Origin of the sequence: Pseudomonas sp. R3-57, from assembly GCF_051132065.1 — a bacterium.
Taxonomy (GTDB): domain Bacteria; phylum Pseudomonadota; class Gammaproteobacteria; order Pseudomonadales; family Pseudomonadaceae; genus Aquipseudomonas.
The window spans coordinates 3,286,221-3,306,284 of sequence record NZ_CP071655.1 but is presented as its reverse complement, the minus strand read 5'-3'; the positions used below and the strand labels follow the sequence as shown (position 1 = coordinate 3,306,284).

25 protein-coding genes and 3 tRNA genes are annotated in these 20,064 nt (G+C 58.5%); 12 read left to right on the top strand and 16 right to left on the bottom strand.

What is annotated here, in order from left to right:
* Positions 1-13 precede the first annotated feature (13 nt).
* From pgsA to J3P93_RS14905, 4 genes are all read left to right on the top strand, one after another.
* Complete coding sequence (gene pgsA / locus J3P93_RS14920; protein WP_007950102.1) at positions 14-574, top strand: CDP-diacylglycerol--glycerol-3-phosphate 3-phosphatidyltransferase; 561 nt, start codon at positions 14-16, stop codon at positions 572-574.
* 60 nt (positions 575-634) lie between these two features.
* Positions 635-710 (top strand) — tRNA-Gly (locus tag J3P93_RS14915).
* A 45-nt stretch (positions 711-755) separates the two neighbouring features.
* Positions 756-829 (top strand) — tRNA-Cys (locus tag J3P93_RS14910).
* A gap of 195 nt (positions 830-1,024) precedes the next feature.
* A tRNA-Leu gene (locus J3P93_RS14905) sits at positions 1,025-1,111 on the top strand.
* A 66-nt stretch (positions 1,112-1,177) separates the two neighbouring features.
* Here the strand turns inward: J3P93_RS14905 and J3P93_RS14900 are convergent.
* The 8 genes from J3P93_RS14900 to J3P93_RS14865 form a co-directional block, all read right to left on the bottom strand.
* Complete coding sequence (locus J3P93_RS14900; protein WP_434589098.1) at positions 1,178-1,336, bottom strand: hypothetical protein; 159 nt, start codon at positions 1,334-1,336, stop codon at positions 1,178-1,180.
* A gap of 268 nt (positions 1,337-1,604) precedes the next feature.
* Positions 1,605-1,835, bottom strand: a complete 231-nt coding sequence (locus J3P93_RS14895; protein WP_186529111.1) for a hypothetical protein — start codon at positions 1,833-1,835, stop codon at positions 1,605-1,607.
* A 117-nt stretch (positions 1,836-1,952) separates the two neighbouring features.
* On the bottom strand, positions 1,953-2,183 hold the full coding sequence (locus J3P93_RS14890; protein ID WP_434589096.1) for a hypothetical protein: 231 nt from the start codon (positions 2,181-2,183) through the stop codon (positions 1,953-1,955).
* A 105-nt stretch (positions 2,184-2,288) separates the two neighbouring features.
* A complete protein-coding gene (locus J3P93_RS14885; protein WP_434589094.1) occupies positions 2,289-3,326 on the bottom strand; it encodes a DNA topoisomerase IB in 1,038 nt (345 codons plus the stop codon).
* 70 nt (positions 3,327-3,396) lie between these two features.
* Complete coding sequence (gene modC, locus J3P93_RS14880) at positions 3,397-4,476, bottom strand: molybdenum ABC transporter ATP-binding protein (RefSeq protein WP_434589092.1); 1,080 nt, start codon at positions 4,474-4,476, stop codon at positions 3,397-3,399.
* 3 nt (positions 4,477-4,479) lie between these two features.
* Positions 4,480-5,160 carry a molybdate ABC transporter permease subunit gene (gene modB / locus J3P93_RS14875; protein WP_434589090.1) on the bottom strand — a complete coding sequence of 227 codons (681 nt, stop codon included), beginning with the start codon at positions 5,158-5,160 and terminating at the stop codon, positions 4,480-4,482.
* Positions 5,161-5,928 carry a molybdate ABC transporter substrate-binding protein gene (gene modA, locus J3P93_RS14870; protein WP_434589088.1) on the bottom strand — a complete coding sequence of 256 codons (768 nt, stop codon included), beginning with the start codon at positions 5,926-5,928 and terminating at the stop codon, positions 5,161-5,163. It lies immediately after the preceding gene.
* A 130-nt stretch (positions 5,929-6,058) separates the two neighbouring features.
* Positions 6,059-7,123 carry an NAD(P)H-dependent flavin oxidoreductase gene (locus J3P93_RS14865; RefSeq protein ID WP_434589086.1) on the bottom strand — a complete coding sequence of 355 codons (1,065 nt, stop codon included), beginning with the start codon at positions 7,121-7,123 and terminating at the stop codon, positions 6,059-6,061.
* 245 nt (positions 7,124-7,368) lie between these two features.
* On the opposite strand from J3P93_RS14865, the gene acuI reads away from it, so the two are divergent.
* On the top strand, positions 7,369-8,352 hold the full coding sequence (gene acuI, locus J3P93_RS14860) for an acrylyl-CoA reductase (NADPH) (protein ID WP_434589084.1): 984 nt from the start codon (positions 7,369-7,371) through the stop codon (positions 8,350-8,352).
* A 19-nt stretch (positions 8,353-8,371) separates the two neighbouring features.
* Here the strand turns inward: acuI and ada are convergent, their stop codons facing one another.
* The 4 genes from ada to J3P93_RS14840 all read right to left on the bottom strand — a co-directional run bounded on the left by ada (position 8,372) and on the right by J3P93_RS14840 (position 10,698).
* A complete protein-coding gene (gene ada, locus J3P93_RS14855; protein ID WP_434589082.1) occupies positions 8,372-9,439 on the bottom strand; it encodes a bifunctional DNA-binding transcriptional regulator/O6-methylguanine-DNA methyltransferase Ada in 1,068 nt (355 codons plus the stop codon).
* A gap of 81 nt (positions 9,440-9,520) precedes the next feature.
* Positions 9,521-10,192, bottom strand: coding sequence for a DNA oxidative demethylase AlkB (gene alkB, locus J3P93_RS14850; RefSeq protein WP_434589080.1), 672 nt, complete (start codon positions 10,190-10,192; stop codon positions 9,521-9,523).
* An 8-nt stretch (positions 10,193-10,200) separates the two neighbouring features.
* Positions 10,201-10,365, bottom strand: coding sequence for a hypothetical protein (locus J3P93_RS14845; protein WP_434589078.1), 165 nt, complete (start codon positions 10,363-10,365; stop codon positions 10,201-10,203).
* A 30-nt stretch (positions 10,366-10,395) separates the two neighbouring features.
* Complete coding sequence (locus J3P93_RS14840; protein ID WP_007912251.1) at positions 10,396-10,698, bottom strand: DUF1883 domain-containing protein; 303 nt, start codon at positions 10,696-10,698, stop codon at positions 10,396-10,398.
* Between the two features lie 210 nt (positions 10,699-10,908).
* Here J3P93_RS14840 and J3P93_RS14835 point away from each other — a divergent pair, with 210 nt between their 5' ends.
* Positions 10,909-11,265, top strand: coding sequence for a hypothetical protein (locus J3P93_RS14835; RefSeq protein ID WP_203417816.1), 357 nt, complete (start codon positions 10,909-10,911; stop codon positions 11,263-11,265).
* A 71-nt stretch (positions 11,266-11,336) separates the two neighbouring features.
* Entirely contained in the window at positions 11,337-11,567 is a 231-nt protein-coding gene (locus J3P93_RS14830) for a hypothetical protein (protein ID WP_090283265.1), read from the top strand.
* Between the two features lie 3 nt (positions 11,568-11,570).
* Here J3P93_RS14830 and J3P93_RS14825 read toward each other — a convergent pair whose 3' ends face one another.
* Both J3P93_RS14825 and J3P93_RS14820 read right to left on the bottom strand, forming a co-directional pair.
* A complete protein-coding gene (locus J3P93_RS14825) occupies positions 11,571-11,858 on the bottom strand; it encodes a hypothetical protein (RefSeq protein ID WP_434598389.1) in 288 nt (95 codons plus the stop codon).
* A 137-nt stretch (positions 11,859-11,995) separates the two neighbouring features.
* Entirely contained in the window at positions 11,996-12,181 is a 186-nt protein-coding gene (locus tag J3P93_RS14820) for a hypothetical protein (RefSeq protein ID WP_090283267.1), read from the bottom strand.
* A 256-nt stretch (positions 12,182-12,437) separates the two neighbouring features.
* Between J3P93_RS14820 and galU the strand changes: the two genes are divergently transcribed.
* Entirely contained in the window at positions 12,438-13,277 is an 840-nt protein-coding gene (gene galU / locus J3P93_RS14815) for a UTP--glucose-1-phosphate uridylyltransferase GalU (protein WP_053120371.1), read from the top strand.
* 121 nt (positions 13,278-13,398) lie between these two features.
* Positions 13,399-14,757 carry a glutathione-disulfide reductase gene (gene gorA, locus J3P93_RS14810; RefSeq protein ID WP_434589073.1) on the top strand — a complete coding sequence of 453 codons (1,359 nt, stop codon included), beginning with the start codon at positions 13,399-13,401 and terminating at the stop codon, positions 14,755-14,757.
* On the opposite strand, the gene J3P93_RS14805 is transcribed toward gorA, so the two are convergent.
* Positions 14,754-15,761 (bottom strand): DNA-binding protein, encoded by a 1,008-nt coding sequence (locus tag J3P93_RS14805; RefSeq protein WP_434589071.1) that lies wholly within the window; start codon positions 15,759-15,761, stop codon positions 14,754-14,756. The two genes, gorA and J3P93_RS14805, sit on opposite strands and share 4 nt — an antisense overlap.
* Before the next feature lie 176 nt (positions 15,762-15,937).
* On the opposite strand from J3P93_RS14805, the gene J3P93_RS14800 reads away from it, so the two are divergent.
* The 3 genes from J3P93_RS14800 (at position 15,938) to ahpF (ending at position 19,263) form a co-directional block, all read left to right on the top strand.
* Positions 15,938-16,876 carry a site-specific integrase gene (locus J3P93_RS14800; RefSeq protein WP_434589069.1) on the top strand — a complete coding sequence of 313 codons (939 nt, stop codon included), beginning with the start codon at positions 15,938-15,940 and terminating at the stop codon, positions 16,874-16,876.
* Between the two features lie 137 nt (positions 16,877-17,013).
* On the top strand, positions 17,014-17,577 hold the full coding sequence (gene ahpC, locus J3P93_RS14795; protein WP_101157203.1) for an alkyl hydroperoxide reductase subunit C: 564 nt from the start codon (positions 17,014-17,016) through the stop codon (positions 17,575-17,577).
* Between the two features lie 123 nt (positions 17,578-17,700).
* The gene (gene ahpF, locus J3P93_RS14790; protein ID WP_203417822.1) at positions 17,701-19,263 is read left to right on the top strand and encodes an alkyl hydroperoxide reductase subunit F; all 1,563 of its coding nucleotides are present in this window, start codon (positions 17,701-17,703) and stop codon (positions 19,261-19,263) included.
* A gap of 244 nt (positions 19,264-19,507) precedes the next feature.
* On the opposite strand, the gene gloA is transcribed toward ahpF, so the two are convergent.
* Complete coding sequence (gene gloA, locus J3P93_RS14785; protein WP_434589067.1) at positions 19,508-20,029, bottom strand: lactoylglutathione lyase; 522 nt, start codon at positions 20,027-20,029, stop codon at positions 19,508-19,510.
* Positions 20,030-20,064: the final 35 nt, after the last annotated feature.

The window sequence follows — 20,064 nt, the reverse complement described above, 5'->3', positions numbered from 1 at the left end:
GCCAGTTGTGCCGATGAATATCCCTAATCTGATTACCGTTCTACGCGTCCTGCTCATACCGATCTTCATTTTGCTGTTCTATCTGCCTTATCAGTGGAGTTACATGGCCTCCGCCTCGGTATTTGCCTTCGCGGCAGCGACCGACTGGCTGGACGGTTATCTGGCCCGTCGTCTGGAGCAGAGCACGCCGTTCGGCGCGTTTCTCGATCCGGTTGCCGACAAACTCATGGTCGCCGTGGCGCTGGTATTGCTGGTCCAGGAACACGGCAATCTCTGGCTCACGTTGCCGGCGGCAGTCATCATCGGTCGCGAAATCGTCGTGTCGGCATTGCGTGAATGGATGGCCGAACTCGGTGCCCGTGCCCATGTCGCAGTGTCCAACCTGGGCAAATGGAAAACCGCTGCACAGATGCTTGCTTTGGTGATCCTGCTGGCCAATCCCAAGGACTTCAGCTTCTGGGTCATATTGGGCTACGCCTTGCTGATGGTCTCCGCCGGCCTGACATTATGGTCGATGGTTCAATACCTCCGTGCCGCCTGGCCGCATCTGAAGACGGATGTGGAAAAGAAATAAAACTTTTTTGAATCAAGGGGTTGACGGACCTTCTTAATTCTATAGAATGCGCATCACCAAGCGGGAATAGCTCAGTTGGTAGAGCACGACCTTGCCAAGGTCGGGGTCGCGAGTTCGAGTCTCGTTTCCCGCTCCAAGTTTTACGTATTTGTTGTTGTGCTACTGACAGCAAATGCTTTGAGGCCGAGTAGCAAAATGGTTATGCAGTGGATTGCAAATCCACCTACGCCGGTTCGATTCCGACCTCGGCCTCCACATTAAACAAGCTCCGTAGATCCATGATTTACGGAGCTTTTTTATTTGTACTGCGCTGCAAGATTCAGTCTTGAAATACAGCCATTGCAAACTTGCTTCAACGGGAAGTGATGTATATATTTCCCGCACTGCTTCAAGGGCTGGATCCTGTCAGGATTGCTGCTCTGATGCAGGCAACAGCAGCACCGCGCTACCGCCCGAATGGCGAAACTGGTAGACGCATGGGACTTAAAATCCCCCGCTCGTAAGGGCGTGCCGGTTCGATTCCGGCTTCGGGCACCATGAATATGAAGGGCTTGCATGAGATGTCTCATGCAAGCCCTTTTTTTTGCTCCGCGGTTGCCACGTTTAGCGCGAATCCGCCTCTTTGCTGATTCGAGTGGACTTTATTCGGCGTCTGCGTATCCAGCTCGCGAGCGCATGTAGCGGATGCAGGACGCCCGCAAGCGCGCCCACAACCAGAATTGAAAAAAGCGTGATCAGCGCGATGCCTTCGTGCGAGAACATGGTGGGTTACTCCTGTAGTCACTATGTTGGAACCCGCAGGCTAGACGCTTTCGTTGATATTTGCGGTGAACGTATGTTCATCTTTTTCCGGCTGGATTGTGCTACGGGAAAATTGCGTGGGTGCTGGCGGGGTAAAAAGCGATGTTGGCTTTTGACCGGCAGCAAACCGATCAGGAAGGGAAAACAATCATCACACGCAAGCGAGCTGGCGGTGACCGCAGCGTCACCGCTCGTACAGCAAACCTCACGTCCGCTTGTTCAGTCGCGGTCATCTGAACCGAGGCAATGGTCGATCGATGGGTTTCAACGTCGATAGCGTATTGCGAATCAACGGAGCATCCTTTTCGATGTCGTTGAGCCGGTCGCGGATGCGCAGGGCGGTGGGGTGGCCGCCTTGATGATCGACCCAGTCGGCGATTTCCTTGCAGGCGGCGGCAAGGCGGGCCTGGCGGGCGTCGAGCAGGGTGAGGAGGGTGGTGATGGACTCTTTTTCGGACATGGAACACCTCCGTTCTATCTAAGCTGAATGGCAGCAAAAAGCCCGCGTTTGCGAGCCTCCTGCCGTGGGGGGCTGCTCCCTCAGCTCGTTTGAGTATAGACCCGCTTTTGATCGATATCAGGGGCAGGGCTGGCGAGCAACGGACGGGGCGCTGACTGCGTTCAGCCGGTTGCATTCGCGCTGTGCGTCGCGCTCTTTGTCGTAGCCATCGCCGATGAAGCCGCCAGTGCGCGTGTCACGGATTCGAAACCAGCTCTGCGCTTCAGCGGGATCTTGCTGACTGTCATCGGCGCGACGGCCATGAATGATGATTTTGGTGCAACGCTGCACGACGAAAATGTCTTCCATGGCGTCACCGCACTGATTCGTGTCACAACAACTATAGGAAGCTTATGGCGATTGCGCAAAAAATAGACAGCTCAAGGCGTCAACCGCCAGGGCTCAGGTTAAGCCTCAACTGGCGTCCGCCACTTCAATCATTTGTTCAAGAAACATCGCCAGCGCCACTTCCTCGCTCCGCAAGCCTTTGCGCACGCGCGGTTTCGGCAATTCGGCAAGGGCACCGCGCATGAATTTTTCCACCACGCCGGGGTGGATGTAGCATTTTCGGCACACCGCCGGCGTGTTGCCCAACTGTTTGGCGACGTTCTTGACCATCTCTACAACGTGCCGCTTGGCCTCCGCCTCGGACTCCCATTGCAGTTCACGCAGTGTCGAAAGCGCCAAAGCGCTGCCGGCCCAGGTGCGGTAATCCTTGGCGGTGAAATCGGCACCGGTGAGGGTTTTCAAGTAGGCGTTGACATCTGAGGAGGTGACGGAGTGGCGCTCGCCATTTTCGTCCAGGTACTGAAACAGGTTCTGCCCGGGAATCTCCAGGCAGCGCTTGATGATGCGTGCCAGCCGTCGGTCCTTGACGGTGATCTGGTGTTCAATGCCGCTCTTGCCGCGAAACTGGAACAGGATCGCACTGCCGTTGACCTCGACATGGCGGCTGCGCAGGGTGGTCAGGCCGTAAGAACGGTTGTCGCGGGCATACTGCGTGTTGCCGACCCGAATCAGCGTAGCGTCGAGCAAGGTGATGACGGTGGCCATGACCTTGTCGCGACTGAAGCCGGGCGCCGCCAGCAGCGCTTCCAGTTGCTTGCGCAGCTTTGGCAGTGCCAGACCGAAATCGCGCAGCCGCGAATACTTGTCGGCATCGCGCACCTCACGCCAGCGTGCATGGTAACGATACTGCTTGCGTCCGCGCGCATCGCGGCCAGTGGCTTGCAGATGACCGCACGGATCCGCGCAGATCCACACATCGGTGTAGGCCGGAGGCACGGCGAGGGCGTTGATCCGTTTGATTTCATCCGGGTCGGTGATGCGTTGTCCCGACGGTAAGAAGTAGCAGAACTTGCCGCGCAGTTTCTTGCGAGTGATACCGGGCTGGGAGTCATCGACGTAATGCAGGTCGGATGGCAGTGCAGCAGTCAGCTCGGTATCGGGCATGGCAAGGTCCTTGGGTGGCAGCGGTCAGTAAAATCATTGACCGCACGCCGTTGCCGTCGTGCCAAATGATTCAGGCCAGGACCGCGACTGCTTTGATCTGCGCCCACAACCGCTGGCCCGGATGCACACGCAATTGGTCTCTGGAATAGCGGGTGATCCGTGCGAGCAACGGCGTGCCGCCCGCATCGAGACGAATCAGCACGTGAGCGGCGTTGTCGGCTGCCTGCTCGCCGATCACCGTGACGGGCAGTCGATTGAGAATGCTGCTGGATTCGCTGTCATGCAGCGCCAGGCTGATGTCTCGCGCATGCACCTTGCAGCGCAGCGTCTGGCCGATATTCATCGGCGCATGCGTGACGCGAATGCTCATTTCGGTAGCCGGCAGTTGCAGACTCAGCAATTGATACTGCGCATCGTAGGCGCTGACCTGGCCTTCGATGATCACGCCAGCGTCATCGCCCAGCGCCATTGGCAAGTCCAGCCGCGCGAGGGTTTCGCCGATCGGGCCGCTGGCCAACACCGTGCCCTCGCTGAGCAACACCAGGTGATCGGCCAGCCGCGCCACTTCGTCCTGGGCGTGGCTGACGTACAGCACCGGAATGTCCAGTTCGTCGTGCAGCCGCTGCAGGTAAGGCACGATTTCGTTTTTGCGCTGGCTATCGAGAGCGGCCAGCGGTTCGTCCATCAGCAACAATTTCGGACTGGTGAGCAACGCGCGGGCGATGCCGACACGCTGCCGCTCGCCGCCGGACAAATGCTCTGGATGGCGTTCCAACAAATGCTCGATGCCCAGCAGTTCGGTGGCTTGCGACAGGTCGACCTGGCGTTGTGATTTGGCAATACGTTTGAGGCCGAACTGCAAATTGGCCATGACCGACAGATGCGCAAACAGGCTCGCTTCCTGGAACACATAGCCGATTGCTCGCTTGTGCGGCGGGACGAAAATGCCGTTTTCGCTGTCCTGCCAGACCTCGCCGTTAACCTCAACAAAGCCTTGCCCGGCGCGTTCGAGTCCAGCGATACAACGCAGACAGCTGGTCTTGCCTGAGCCCGAAGGTCCATAAAGCGCGGTCACGCCGCGGCCCGGCACATGCAAGTCGACATCGAGACTGAAGCCCGGCCAGACGGTTTTCAAACGAGCATCGATCATCACTCAGCTCCAGCCCGCGCGGGTCTTGCGGCTGGAATACAGCGCCAGCAATACCAGAAACGAAAATATCAGCATTGCCCCGGCCAGCCAGTGGGCCTGTGCGTATTCCAAGGCTTCGACGTGGTCGTAGATTTGCACGGAAACCACACGGGTCTTGTCGGGAATATTGCCGCCGATCATCAACACCACGCCAAATTCACCGACGGTATGCGCAAAGCCGAGGACCGCTGCGGTGATGAACCCGGGCCGAGCCAGCGGCACTATCACGCTGAAGAACGTATCCCAGGGGCCGGCGCGCAGCGTGGCGGCAACTTCCAGCGGGCGCTGACCAATGGCGGAAAACGCGTTCTGCAACGGTTGCACCACGAACGGCATGGAATAGATCACTGAACCGATCACCAGCCCCGTGAAGCTGAAGGTCAGCGTGCCCAGACCCAGCCATTGGGTGAATTGGCCGAGAAAGCCGTTCGGGCCCATCATCAGCAACAGGTAAAAACCGATGACGGTGGGCGGCAGGACCAGCGGCAGGGCGACGATCGCCCCGATCGGGCCACGCAGCCATGAGCGGGTGCGCGACAACCACAGGGCAATCGGTGTGCCGATCACCAACAGGATCGCCGTGGTCACTGACGCCAGTTTCAGGGTCAGCCAGATCGCGGCGAAATCGGCACTGGTCAGCGCCATTTACAGTTGATAACCGTAGGACTTGATCACCGCAGTGGCTTTCGGGCCTTTGAGGTATTCGACCAGTGCCTTGGCGGCGGGATTGTCTTTGCCTTTGTTGAGAATCACGGCGTCCTGTTTGATCGGATCATGCATGTCGGCCGGCACGACCCATGCCGAACCGCTGCTGACTTTACCGTCCCTGTAGATCTGCGACAGGGCGACAAAACCCAGTTCGGCGTTGCCGGTCGAGACAAATTGATAAGCCTGGGTGATGTTTTGCCCCTCCACCAGTTTGGCTTGAGTGGCCTCAGTCAGTTTGAGTTTGGCCAGTACTTGCGTAGCCGCCAAGCCGTAGGGCGCGGCTTTCGGATTGGCGATGGACAGATGCTGGTACTGGTTTTTTAGCAGGACCTCGCCTTTGTCATCGACGTAACCTTGTTTCGCCGACCACAGCGCCAGCGTGCCGATCGCGTAGGTGAAGCGCGAACCTTTGACGGTGTCGCCTTCTTTCTCGAGCTTTTGCGGGGTGCTGTCGTCGGCGGCAAGGAATACTTCGAATGGCGCGCCGTTCTTGATTTGCGTATAGAACTGGCCGGTGGCGCCGTAGGCTGCAACCAGTTTATGGCCGGTGTCTTTTTCGAAGTCGGCGGCGATGGCCTGGATCGGCGCGGTGAAATTCGCGGCCACGGCCACCTGGACCTCATCAGCAAAAGCACCACTGCTGGCGAACACTGCGATGAGAGACGCCAGGCAGGCGGGGGCAAGACGTGAGGCACGAATAGTCATCTAACAGCTCCGTTGTTGGCTCGTACGCTCGCAGCACTTTTATTAAGAACTGCCGCGCGGCGACTGTGGGTTCGCTATATACGGAAATATATAGCGAAAGCAGGCCAAACAGGAAATGTTCTGTGCCACGTCAACGATGCTTGAGTTTCGCCAGTGCGCCTTCGGCCAACTGCCGGGTCAGTTCAGCACTGTTTGTGTCCTTGCCCAGCGTGAACGCCTGACCGGCCCAGAGATTGGCGAACTGTTCCTCTTTCGCCGCGCGCAACGGCATCAATGCCCCGCCAGCCAACGGGAACGCCGGTGCTTGAGCCGACATCGGGCCGAGTTCGCGCATCACCCGGTTGAGAATGCCCCGCGCGGGCCGCCCGGTAAAAAGATTGGTGATTGCGGTTTCGCTTTCCTTGGCGGTGCGCACCGCCTTGTGGTGGCTGGCGCTGATTTTCGCTTCGGTCGTAAACAGATAAGCGGTGCCGACCTGTACGGCCGAGGCGCCGAGCATGAATGCCGCCGCCACGCCGCGCGCATCGGCAATGGCGCCTGCGGCAATCACCGGGATTTTTACCGCATCGACTACCTGTGGCACCAAGGCAAACGTGCCGACCTGACTGTTCAGGTCATCGCTGAGAAACATGCCCCGATGGCCGCCGGCCTCATAGCCCATGGCGATGATTGCGTCGCAACCGTGCTGTTCCAGCCAGACGGCTTCATCAACCGTAGTGGCCGAAGAAAGGATTTTTGCACCGGTAGCCTTGACCCGCTCCAGCAGGGATTTCTCCGGCAGGCCGAAATGGAAACTCACCACCTCGGGCCGGAACTCTTCCAGCACTTCGCAGGCCGCCGCATCGAAAGGCGCACGGTTGGACACCGGCGTCGGTGCATCGAAATCGACGCCCAGTTCGCGGTAGTACGGCTCCAACAGGCTTTTCCATTCGCGCGCGCGCTGCTCATCGGCTGTCGGTGGCTGATGACAGAAAAAATTCACATTGAATGGCTTGATCGTGTGCTGGCGAATGGTTTTCAGCTCTTCGCGCAGCTGCTCGATGCTCAACATCGCCGCCGGCATTGATCCCAATCCACCCGCGTTGCATACGGCGATCACCATGGACGAATTCGTCGCGCCGGCCATCGGCCCCTGGATGATCGGTAATTCGATGCCGAGCAAATCTACGATGCGAGTGTCTGGCCATTGGCTCATGAAGCTGTTCTCCGAACGAGGAAGCGGGCAGGGACGGCAGAAGCGGTTTGTAACAGCAAACGCGCGTTTCGAGCCAGTCCGAAATTGAGAACAACCCATGCAGTTTTTCAGCGCCGATGATCCTGCAATCCGTTCTGCGTGGGCAACTCCACCATTTCCTGTTTGGCCCATGGTCGAATGTGGCAATGTGTTTCGATGTGCTATTAAACGGCACGACATTTTGAAAACAGTCATGCGAGGCAGTCATGTTCAACGCCATTGTGATCGACAAAGACGACAGCGGTTACCGCGCCAATCTGCAGCAACTTGACGAAGCGCAATTGCCTGAAGGAGACGTTTCGGTAGCTGTCGCCTATAGCACGCTGAACTTCAAGGACGGTCTGGCGATTACCGGCAGCAGCCCGGTGGTGCGCAAGTTTCCGATGGTGCCGGGGATCGATCTGGCCGGTACCGTGGAGCACAGCTCCCATCCGGATTACCAGGTCGGCGACCAGGTGCTGCTCAATGGCTGGGGCGTTGGCGAAAATCACTGGGGCGGTCTGGCACAAAAGGCGCGGCTCAATGGCGACTGGCTGATTCCTTTGCCCAAGGCTTTTACGTCGGCGCAGGCCATGGCGGTTGGTACGGCCGGTTACACCGCGATGCTGTGTATTTTGGCGCTCGAACGCAATGGTGTGACGCCAGCCCAGGGTGAGGTGCTGGTCACCGGCGCCAATGGCGGTGTTGGCAGCTTCGCGATCGCGCTGTTGAGCAAACTCGGTTATCGCGTGGTGGCGTCCACCGGGCGAGTGTCGGAGCATGAATATTTGCGGCGATTGGGCGCCAGCGAAATCATCGACCGCGCGACGCTGTCCGAACCGGGCAAGCCGTTGGTTAAGGAGCGCTGGGCCGCCGTGATCGATTCCGTCGGCAGTCACACCTTGGCCAATGCCTGCGCCAGCACTCGCGCCGAAGGCACCGTCGCCGCCTGTGGTCTGGCGCAAGGCATGGATTTCCCGGCATCGGTGGCGCCGTTCATTTTGCGCGGCGTGACGCTTGCCGGAATCAACAGCGTGACCCAACCGAAAACGCGACGTTTGCACGCGTGGGAGCGGCTGGCCGAGGATCTGGATTTCTCGCTACTGAGCTTGATCAGCCATGAGATCGGCCTGAGTGAGGCCATCGACGCCGCGCCGCAGTTGCTGGCCGGGCAGTTGCGCGGACGCGTTGTGGTTGACGTCAATCGCTGACCTGAACGAGCGCCAGGCGCTAAGGCTGAGTTTCGCGCTCGAGCAATTGCCGTTTGCGCTCAACGCCCCAGCGATAGCCTGACAGGTTGCCATCGCTGCGCACCACCCGGTGGCACGGGATTGCCACCGCCAGACGGTTGGCCCCACAGGCCTGCGCCACGGCACGCATCGATGTTGGCGCGCCGATGCGCTGGGCGATCTGCGCGTAACTGGCCGTCTGCCCCAGCGGGATCTCACGCAGCGCTTGCCATACGCGCTCCTGGAATGCCGTGCCGCGCACGTCAAGCGGCAAGTCCAGGCCGATCGCTGGCGCTTCGACAAATCCCACGACCTGGGCGATCAGTTGCTCGAACCCGGCATCGGCGCCGATCAGGTTGGCGAGACGGAACTGATCCTGCAGATCACACACCAGGCGATGCGGATCGTCACCCAACAGAATCGCACACACACCGCGATCGCTTTGCGCGACCAGAATCGCCCCGAGCGAGCATTGGCCGACGGCGAAGCGGATATCGTTGTTCCTGCCGGCGGCGCGGTAATCGCCGGGTTTCATCCCGAGCAATTGATCGGCGGACTCATAGAAGCGGCTATTGGAATTGAATCCAGCGTCATACAGCGCTTCAGTCACCGATCCGCCCTTTGCCAAGTGCTGGCGCAGTTTGCGCGAGCGGTGGGCGGCCGCGTAGCCCTTGGGCGTCAATCCGGTCGCGGCTTTGAAGATGCGGTGGAAATGGAATGGGCTCAGGCCAGCGGTCTGCGCCAATTCGCTGAGCGCCGGCAATGTCTCGGCGGCCTCGATATGACGGCAGGCGATGGCGATAGCCTTGGCGTGCTGCGCGGCGATGTTGCTCTGATCCATACCGGCGCGTTTGCTGGCTCGGTAGCCTGCGGCCTCGGCCTGCTCAGCCGTATCGAAAAACTCGACGTTCTGCGGCTTGGGCAGGCGCGAGAGGCTGCTCGGTCGGCAATAGACGCCCGTGGTCTTTACCGCATAGACGAATTGCCCGTCCGCTTTCGGGTCGCGCGCCACCACAGCGGCCCAGCGCGGATCGGTTTCGATGCTGATGGTGTTGGCTAGCGTGTCCATAAGGGGGTAATCCGTTGACCTGTTTGATTCAGGTTAACTGGCGTCGATGGCCTCGACACTCCGGGCCTTGCGGTCAAACTTTCACGCGCTGCCGGCGACGCGAAAAGTGAGGTTGATGCGTCGTTCACCCAGGCGCGGATGATAGCCTGGCTTGATCGGCAACACGCCGTGGAAACGCAAGCGATCAACGCCGCCCCAGATCACCATGTCGCCATGCAGCAGTGGGATTCGCTGGCACTTGTCACTGCGTTGAAAACCGCCAAACAGAAACATCGCCGGTAGACCCAGCGACAACGAAACGATTGGCGCGGCGTAAGCCTTTTCGTCCTTGTCCTGATGCAAAGACATTTTTGCGCCAGGGACATATTGGTTGATCAGGCAGGAATCGGCCGCAAAATCAGCGAATCCGGCTTGCTCTGCGGCGGTGTGCGCCAGATCAGTGAATCCCGCGGGTAATGCAGGCCAGGCCAGGCCGCTAAACGGATCGACGCTTGAATAGCGATAACCCCTGCGATCGGTGATCCAGCCCAGGCGTCCGCAACTGCTGGTGCCGACCGACATGCTGAAACCGCCGGGGGTGACCATATGGCGGAGCGGGGCGGCCGCAAGCACCGTGTCCAGCTCCGGCAGCAGCCGATCAACCTGTGGCAAGGCAAACCCGCGCAATACCCACGCTTGCTCGCCGATCTGCTCGGCCCGGGCTTGCTGGACGGGTTCGTGGTCGGCGAACAGGTCAAACGTGGTCGGTTGCATGATGTCGATTACAGCGCTTTGCTGACCTTGATGTCACTGACTTCTTCGTTTGTGTGCATTTTTTCAAGGGCCGCTTTCGCTTCCTCTTCAGTGCCGCTTTCGAGCTCAGCGAACTCGAAACGTTGCTCGCCGTCGAGCTTGTACTTGATGACGTATTTGGTCTTTTTCGCCACGGTGATGTTTCCTCTTCTGGTAAGCGTTTATCAGCTGAGTTTGGTGCTGGAGCGACGAATGATCTTGATCGAGTGCGTCAGTGTAGGCTTGCGTGTCACGCTGATCGCGCGGCGGTTGACGGTGTCGATGGTGATGTTCCAGAAACCGGTGCTCGGCGCGGTGATGCGGGCCGGGAACGTATCGAAGGCGCCGCCGTGATAAGTGTGGCGGCCGCCATTTTTGAAACTGCGGAAGTTGGCGTCGTTCATCAAACGGATGTTGCACATTTGCGAGCACTGAATGACGACAATGTCGTCTTCGTTGAGGTGTTCGCGCTGGTGAATGAATTTCATGGGCGCCTCCAGAAGGGCTTTTGCTACAAAATCAAAACGATAGCTTGTCGATGAGCGCAGTTTATCAGCCCGCACGGGTTATTATCTGGCCGTCGGGCATCGGTTTGACAATTTTGAACAGATATTCGCAATCGGATGCGGGTTAAATGCAAAAGGCGTCGGAGAAAAACAGCGTTTGTGCTGTCGGACGGTCTTTAACGGAGGTTTTGTATGAAGTGGGGTGTGGTGTGTCTGCCGTTGATATTGGCGGTCGGTGGTTGTGCGAACGTTTCCGAGATCAATGAAACGCTGCCGACCATGAGCGTAATCTCCGGCAAGAAGCCCCAGGAATATGCCGAGTGTCTGGCCGAAAAGCTGGCCGACAGCCGCGGCGCGCTGCAAGTGCAGCCGCACAAGGAAGGCGTGCGAGTGATCGTGCCGGGCAAACTCTCCACCGGTGCGGCGGCCGTCTTCGATATCGAGGATCGCTCCGGTGGCAGCAGCATCAAATTGCACGAGCGCATGTCGAATGTGCCAGTGCGTCCGCATGATGTGCAAAAAGCCGCCAACGCCTGTATTTCCGGCTGATAGACTTGTCGTCATCAGCACCGATGCCGTCGCAGTGATGCTGTGACGGCATTGTCATTTCTGGAGTCGCGATGAAGCGAGAGCACGTTCGGGAGCGCCATGCAGAGGGCCTTATCTCTGCCACCCATGTCATTCAGAACCCGGCCAATCCGGGCGAATGGATCGTGTTTTTCAAGAAAAGCGCCGGTCGCAGTTATTTTCTGGTGGACGAAAACGACGAAGTCGAATCGTTCAGCCGTCTCGACGATTTGATCGAAGTCGTGCGTGGACTCGGGATCAAATTCGCCGAAATTCATATGTAGCGACTATTTGCACACCACGATGACGCTACGGTTTTTGTAGTTGCCGACATCCACGCCCAAGGTCTTGTCATCCTCTGTGGGAGCGGGCGTGCCGTCTGTACCGACGATGCGATAACCGGTGCCGGCGCACGATGCATCGGCCTTTTCGTAGCACATTGCCCAGGAGTTGGCTTCGCCGGAGCAATCGATCGCCAGGCCTTGTTCGCCGTTGTTCAAGTAGGCGGGGCGCGAGGTGGCGCACCCGGCCAGGGTCAATACTGCGATGATGGTAAGCAGGTTTTTCAGGGTCATGTTCAGGTCTTCAGCAAGGGGGGCTAGACGCTCTGACAGCGCCGCGTCGAAAAGGTTATAGCGATTGGCCACTTGTTTGTCCGCAGGCATGAAAAAGCCCTGCGCGATGGCAGGGCTTGAGGTTGTGGCTTGACCGATCAGTCCTGATCTTTGCCGCGGCGCTTGGCCGATGCTGGCGTGTCGGTGAACACTGCCGCCACATCGGTAGCCATTTGTTCGCTGTCGAAAGGCCCGGCGATGTGCTCGCCATTGGTGGTGGTCAGCGTCCACTTGCCGTCTTTCTTGTCGATCACATACCCGTTGACGATTTTTACCGCAGCCATCTATCTGTCTCGTTCGCTGGTTCAAAGTCGCCATGATACCGGCAAATGCGCACATTGGGGGCCGATCAGGGTATGGTGATCCGGGCCGTCCGGTTCTTGAGCTACGCTGAATACGCTGCTGAAAATCTGGATGGAACTATCGGCACGAATATTTCTCTATCTTGGCATCGGTTAGCCAGTGCGGGGCATTGTAAGGTGCACGCCGCCTGATTAGACTGCGCCGAAACTCGTACACACAGCCTTTTCAAGGACTTATATGATCAAGAAATGCTTGTTCCCAGCAGCCGGTTACGGTACTCGCTTCCTGCCAGCGACTAAAGCCATGCCTAAAGAAATGCTGCCGGTGGTAAACAAGCCACTGATCCAGTACGGCGTTGAAGAAGCGCTGGACGCTGGTCTGACGGAAATCTCCATCGTGACCGGCCGTGGCAAACGTGCTCTGGAAGACCACTTCGACATCAGTTACGAGCTGGAAAACCAGATCAAAGGCACCGACAAAGAGAAATACCTGGTCGGTATCCGCAAGCTGCTCGACGAGTGCTCGTTCTCCTACACCCGCCAGACCGAAATGAAAGGCCTGGGTCACGCGATCCTGACCGGTCGCCCGCTGATCGGTGACGAACCGTTCGCCGTGGTACTGGCGGATGACCTTTGCGTGAACCTCGACGGCGACGGCGTGCTGACCCAGATGGTCAAGCTGTACAAGCAGTTCCGCTGCTCGATCATCGCCATCCAGGAAGTCGACCCGCAGGAAACCAGCAAGTACGGTGTCATCGCTGGCGAAATGATCCGCGACGACATCTACCGCGTACACAGCATGGTCGAGAAGCCAAAGCCGGAAGACGCGCCGTCGAACCTGGCGATCATCGGTCGCTACATCCTCACGCCAGACATCTTCGATCTGATCGAACAGACCGAGCCAGGCAAGGGTGGCGAAATCCAGATCACCGACGCCCTGATGAAGCAGGCCCAGAACGGCTGCGTGATGGCTTACAAGTTCAAAGGCAAGCGTTTCGACTGCGGTGGCGCCGAAGGCTACATCGAAGCGACCAACTTCTGCTTCGAGAACTTCTACAAGACTGGCAAGGCTTACTAAGAGCGCTTGACTGGTCTGCAAGAAAAACCCGCTTCGGCGGGTTTTTTCGTTTTGCGCCCAGCGGCAACGCTTGCCCAATCAGCGCCTGCGGGTATGCTGAGCGCCTGCCCAGGAGATAGAAATGGCCTACGATTTTGATCTTTATGTGATTGGTGCCGGTTCCGGCGGTGTGCGTGCTGCGCGTTTTGCAGCCGGTTTCGGTGCGAAAGTGGCGGTGGCCGAGAGCCGTTATCTAGGTGGCACCTGCGTCAACGTTGGCTGTGTGCCGAAAAAGCTGTTGGTGTACGGCGCGCACTTCGCCGAAGACTTCGAGCAGGCGTCGGGGTTCGGCTGGAACCTCAGTGAAGCGAATTTCGATTGGGCGACGCTGATTGCCAACAAGGATCGCGAGATCAATCGCCTCAACGGCATTTATCGCAATCTGCTGGTCAACAGCGGCGTGACGCTGCACGAAGCGCACGCAAAAATCGTCGGCCCTCATGAAGTCGAAGTGAAGGGTGAGCGCTTCACTGCTAAAAATATTCTGATCGCCACCGGCGGCTGGCCACAGGTTCCTGAAATTCCTGGTAGCGAACATGCCATTAGCTCCAATGAGGCGTTTTTCCTCAAAGAGCTACCCAAGCGTGTACTGGTGGTTGGTGGCGGTTACATCGCAGTCGAATTCGCGGGGATTTTCCATGGCCTTGGCGCGAACACCACGCTGCTGTATCGCGGCGAGCTGTTCCTGCGCGGTTTCGATGGCGCGGTGCGCAAACATTTGCAGGAAGAGCTGACCAAACGCGGCATGGATCTGCAGTTCAACGCTGACATCGCGCGGATCGACAAGCAGGCTGACGGCAGTCTGAAGGCCACGCTGAAGGACGGTCGCGTTCTCGAAGCCGATTGTGTGTTCTACGCCACGGGCCGTCGTCCGATGCTCGACAATCTGGGCCTGGAAAGTACCGGGGTGCAACTGGACGACAAAGGTTTCATCAAGGTCGACGACGAGTACCAAACCACTGAGCCATCGATTCTGGCGTTGGGCGATGTGATCGGCCGTGTGCAGTTGACGCCTGTTGCGCTGGCGGAAGGCATGGCCGTGGCGCGGCGTCTGTTCAAGCCAGAGCATTACCGTCCAGTGGACTACAAGATGATTCCGACGGCGGTGTTCAGCCTGCCGAATATCGGCACGGTCGGCTTGACCGAAGAGCAGGCGCGCGAAGCAGGCCATGAGGTGGTGATTTTCGAAAGCCGCTTCCGGCCGATGAAGCTGACGTTGACCGAGTGTCAGGAGAAGACCCTGATGAAGCTGGTCGTCGATGGCAAGACCGATAAAGTTCTCGGTTGTCACATGGTGGGTCCGGACGCCGGCGAAATCGTCCAGGGGCTGGCCATCGCGTTGAAGGCTGGCGCGACCAAGCGCGACTTCGACGACACGATCGGGGTGCACCCGACGGCCGCCGAAGAGTTTGTCACCATGCGTACGCCGGTCAGCGCTTAAGTGCCTTTCGGTTCTGGCGCTGCCGCAACGGCAGCCGCCAGACGCTGGCTTTCTTCCAGGCTGGCCTGAGCTTTGGTCAATTCCTTTTCCAGTGACTGGTTGAGCTGCGTTTGCTCCTCGACGCTCTGTTTGAGTGCCTGGCTCTCCAGTGAGGCGACGCGCAGCCGTTCCTGGAGGAGGGTGCGTTCGCTGTCGACGCGCGTGGCTTGTTCGAGCAACTGATCCTGGCGCAGATTGTTCTGCTTGAGCTGATCCTGCAGCAGACTCAGCTCGCGCTGGGTGCCACGGTTTTCGGTGAGCAGGCGCTCGTTGTCGCGGTGCAACTGAGTGATCTCGTCCTGACGCATCAGCGCGCTTTGTTGTGCCTGACGCAGCTCGGCCTGAATCTGCTGAACCTGGCTTTCATGACGGCTCTGTTCCTGCTCGCGCTGTTCCTTGCTGGCGTTGCGGTAATGCTCCAGCGCATCGCGGGCGTGCAAGTGCTTTTCTTCCAGCGAGCGGATCTGCTCGTCCTTGTCCTGCAAGCGTAATTCAAAGTCGGCCAAAGCCTGATTGAGGCCGGCGTTACGCGTCTGCTCGGTTTGCAGCATCGAGCGTGTGCTGTTCAGCGCTTCAGATTCGCGTTCCAGTGCAGCGCCTTGAATGTCGTGCTCGTGCTCGAGCTTTTCCAGTGCCTGACGTGTCTGCGCAAGCTCTGTTTCCAGTGCTTCACGCTGTGCCTCGAACTGTTCGCGGGCCTGCTCGATGGGCTCCTGTGCCTGCTCTTTCAGGCGCTGCGCAAGGCGCGAGACGAGGGCGGCCAGTTCATCATCGATCGGCTCAGCGGAGGCTTCAGCCGGTTGTGCGCCGTCATCCAGCTCTTTCAGATAGCGGTGGATTGTGGTTTTCGAGCCAGTGTTGCCCATTTCGATGCGTACTGCGTCGATGCTCGGGTGTTCGCCACGGGCCAGAATTGCGGTGCGCGCGATTTGCACCAGGGCTTTGGTAATGCCGCCACGGGCCATGTGAACTCCTACGGTTACGTACTGTGGTACATGCCACTCATAAGCCTAGTGTACCATGCTGGGATAAAAGTGAAATCCATCGTGAACTACAGGCGGGATATTCTGGTATTACCCAATGTCACACGGCAGAATGCCCATCTTCATCTTCAAACCAGTACGCCTGCGAGAAAAAGCCCATGAGCGATCTGGATCGCTATCTGCAAGCCGCCACCCGCGATAACACCCGCCGCAGCTATCGCGCGGCCATCGAGCATTTCGAAGTGAAGTGGGGCGGGTTTCTGCCGGCGACCGCAGACAGCGTTGCGCGCTATCTGGTCGCTCACGCTTCTGAGCTGTCGATCAATACCTTGAAGCTGCGCTTGTCGGCGCTGGCGCAGTGGCATAACAGTCAGGGCTTCGCCGACCCGACCAAGGCACCGGTGGTGCGCAAGGTCTTTAAGGGCATTCGCGCGTTGCATCCGGCGCAGGAGAAACAAGCCGAGCCGTTGCAATTGCAGGACTTGCAGCGGGTCATCGACTGGCTTGAACAGGAGGCGCACAGCGCGCGCGAGCAACAGGATCGCCCGGCGTTGCTCAAGGCGTACCGCGATCGTGCGTTGATTCTCTTGGGATTTTGGCGTGGCTTTCGCAGCGATGAGCTGTGCCGCCTGCAGATCGAGCACGTGCAAGCGCACGCCGGCAAAGGCATCACCTTGTATCTGCCACGGAGCAAGGGTGATCGGGAAAACCTCGGGCAGACCTATCAAGCCCCGGCGCTGCTCAAATTGTGTCCGGTGCAGGCCTATATCGACTGGATCACCGAAGCGGCTTTGGTACGCGGGCCGGTGTTTCGCAGCATCGATCGTTGGGGCAATCTGAACGAGGCGGGGCTGCACGCCAACAGCATCATTCCGTTGCTGCGCCAGGCATTGCAACGCGCGGGGATCGCCGCCGAGGGTTACACCAGTCACTCGCTGCGGCGCGGCTTCGCCACTTGGGCCCATCAGGCGGGTTGGGATCTGAAGTCGCTGATGAGTTACGTCGGCTGGAAAGACATGAAATCGGCGATGCGCTATGTTGAGATCAGCCCATTCCAGGGAATGGCTCGGATTATGGATAAGCCGGATCAAGCGTAGAGATCGTTTTCTTCTATTAATACAGTCAGCTAATAGCGAAAACAAATCAGCAGCATCAGGTTTGCCAATGAGCGTTCCGTCGAGTGAGTGGGTAGGATTCACCCATCAACTTCATAACCCCTGACGGAGAGTCATCGATGCCTATCATCAACAGCCAAGTAAAACCGTTCAATGCTACCGCATTCAAAAACGGCGACTTCGTTCAAGTCTCGGACGCTGACTTGAAAGGCAAGTGGTCCGTGGTGTTCTTCTACCCAGCCGACTTCACCTTCGTTTGCCCAACCGAACTGGAAGACCTGGCCGACAACTACGCTGAGTTCAAGAAGCTGGGCGTAGAGATCTACAGCGTGTCCACCGACACTCATTTTGCCCACGCTGCCTGGCACAACACTTCGCCAGCCATCGGCAAGATCGAATACACCATGATCGGTGACCCGACCCACGTCATCTCGCGCAACTTCGACGTGCTGATCGAAGAAGCCGGTCTGGCTGACCGTGGCACCTTCGTGATCAACCCAGAAGGCCAGATCAAAATCGTTGAACTGAACGATGGCGGCGTTGGCCGTGACGCTTCCGAGCTGCTGCGCAAGATCAAGGCTGCTCAGTACGTCGCTGCACACCCAGGCGAAGTTTGCCCGGCCAAGTGGAAAGAAGGCGAGGCCACTCTGGCTCCGTCCCTGGACCTGGTCGGCAAGATCTAAGTCTGTGACACGCAACGCAGGGCGGCACGCCGCACCTTTCTAGTTAGCTGCACCGCCCAATAAAAATGCCCGGGCGAGATTCGCTCGGGCTTTTTTTCGCCTCAAATAAAGGAAATCGCCCGTATGTTGGACGCCAATCTTAAAGCCCAGTTGAAATCGTACCTGGAACGGGTCACCCAGCCGATCGAGATCGTTGCATCCCTCGACGACGGTGCGAAATCCCGTGAAATGCACGACCTGCTGAAAGACGTTGCCAGTCTTTCCAGCCAGATTACTTTGATCGACAACGGTGACGATGCACGCAAGCCATCGTTCTCGATCAACCGCCCAGGCGCCGACATCAGTCTGCGTTTCGCCGGTATTCCGATGGGCCACGAATTCACCTCGCTGGTGTTGGCCCTGTTGCAAGTCGGCGGCCACCCGTCGAAAGCCAGTGTTGAAGTGATCGAGCAGATCCGCTCGCTCAAAGGCGAGTTCAGCTTCGAGACTTACTTCTCGCTGTCTTGCCAGAACTGCCCGGACGTGGTCCAGGCGTTGAACCTGATGGCCGTGCTCAACCCGAACATCCGCCACGTCGCCATCGACGGCGCGTTGTTCCAGGACGAAGTCAACGATCGCAAGATCATGGCCGTGCCGAGCATCTATCTCAACGGTGAGAACTTCGGTCAGGGCCGCATGGGCCTGGAAGAGATTCTCGCCAAACTCGACACCGGCGCCATTGAGCGTCAGGCCGAGAAAATCAGTGCCAAAGACGCTTTTGACGTGCTGGTCGTCGGCGGTGGCCCGGCCGGTGCTTCGGCGGCGATCTATGCGGCGCGTAAAGGCATTCGCACTGGCGTAGCGGCTGAGCGTTTCGGCGGTCAGGTGCTCGATACGATGGCTATCGAGAACTTCATTTCCGTACAGGAAACCGAAGGGCCGAAGCTGGCGACCGCGCTGGAAGAACACGTCAAGCAATACGACGTCGACATCATGAACCTGCAACGCGCCGACCAGCTCATCCCTGGCAAGAACGGCGAGCTGCATGAAGTCCGCTTCGCCAGCGGCGCAAGCCTCAAAGCCAAGAGTGTGATCCTGGCGACCGGTGCGCGCTGGCGCGAAATGAACGTGCCGGGCGAGCAGGAGTACCGCAACAAAGGCGTGGCGTACTGCCCGCACTGCGACGGTCCACTGTTCAAAGGCAAGCGTGTCGCGGTGATTGGCGGCGGTAACTCCGGCGTTGAAGCAGCCATCGACCTGGCGGGCATCGTCTCGCACGTCACGTTGCTGGAATTCGACGTCCAGCTGCGCGCCGATGCCGTGTTGCAGCGCAAACTGCACAGTCTGCCAAACGTCACCGTGATCACCAGTGCGCAAACCACTGAAGTCACCGGTAACGGCGAGAAGGTCAACGGTCTGCGCTACAAGGATCGTACGACCGACGAGTTGCGCACGGTCGAGCTGGAAGGCATTTTCGTGCAGATCGGTCTGCTGCCCAACACCGATTGGCTCAAAGGCACCATCGAGCTGTCACCGCGTGGCGAGATCATTGTCGATAACCGTGGCGAGACGTCGATCCCTGGGATCTTCGCGGCGGGCGACGTGACCACCGTGCCGTACAAGCAGATCGTGATTGCGGTAGGCGAGGGCGCCAAGGCTTCGCTGAGTGCTTTCGATCATTTGATTCGCACTTCGGCGCCGGCGTAACGGCTTGGCTTGAAATGAAAAAAACCCGTGAGTGATCACGGGTTTTTTTTGCGCTTGAAAAACTGCTTCTCATCGGAACGCCGGAGAGGGCGCTGACCGAGGTGTCTGCAGTCGTCCGCCGACCTGAAAAACAGTCGACTACGAATTCAGCGCTGATCGTTCAGGTGCGCATCACATCTCAAAGATTCCCCAATCAGTTCCCTCTCCCTCCGGGAGAGGGTTAGGGTGAGGGGCTTTTCAGCTTTTACAACGGCGCAGGCTGAATGATCTCGACCCAGTAACCATCCGGATCCTTGATAAACGCCAGGCTCTTCATTCGCCCATCAGTCAGGCGCTTCTGGAAATCGCAACCCAGTTCTTCAAAGCGTGCACACGCCGCGACGATGTCCGGCACGGAAATGCAGATGTGACCGAAACCACGCGGGTCGGTATTGCCGTTGTGATAGGCGAAATCGGCATCGTTCTCGGTGCCGTGGTTGTGAGTCAATTCGAGAATCCCCGGAATCGACTTCATCCATTCGGTGCGAGCAGCGGCGTCAGTCGGGATCTGCGATTTGTCGACCAGCGCGAGGAAATACAGGCTGAACTCGGCTTCCGGGAAGTCGCGTTTCTCGACCAGCGAGAAGCCCAATACACGGGTGTAGAAGTCCAGGGACTTGGTGATGTCTTTAACGCGCAGCATGGTGTGGTTGAAAACGAAGTTGCGGGTTGCGCTGTCCGGGGTGGCGGTGACGCCGGGGAATGTGTTGAGTTCGTGCAGGCTCATGGGCCCTCCAATAACTATGGGCGAGTGATGGGTGC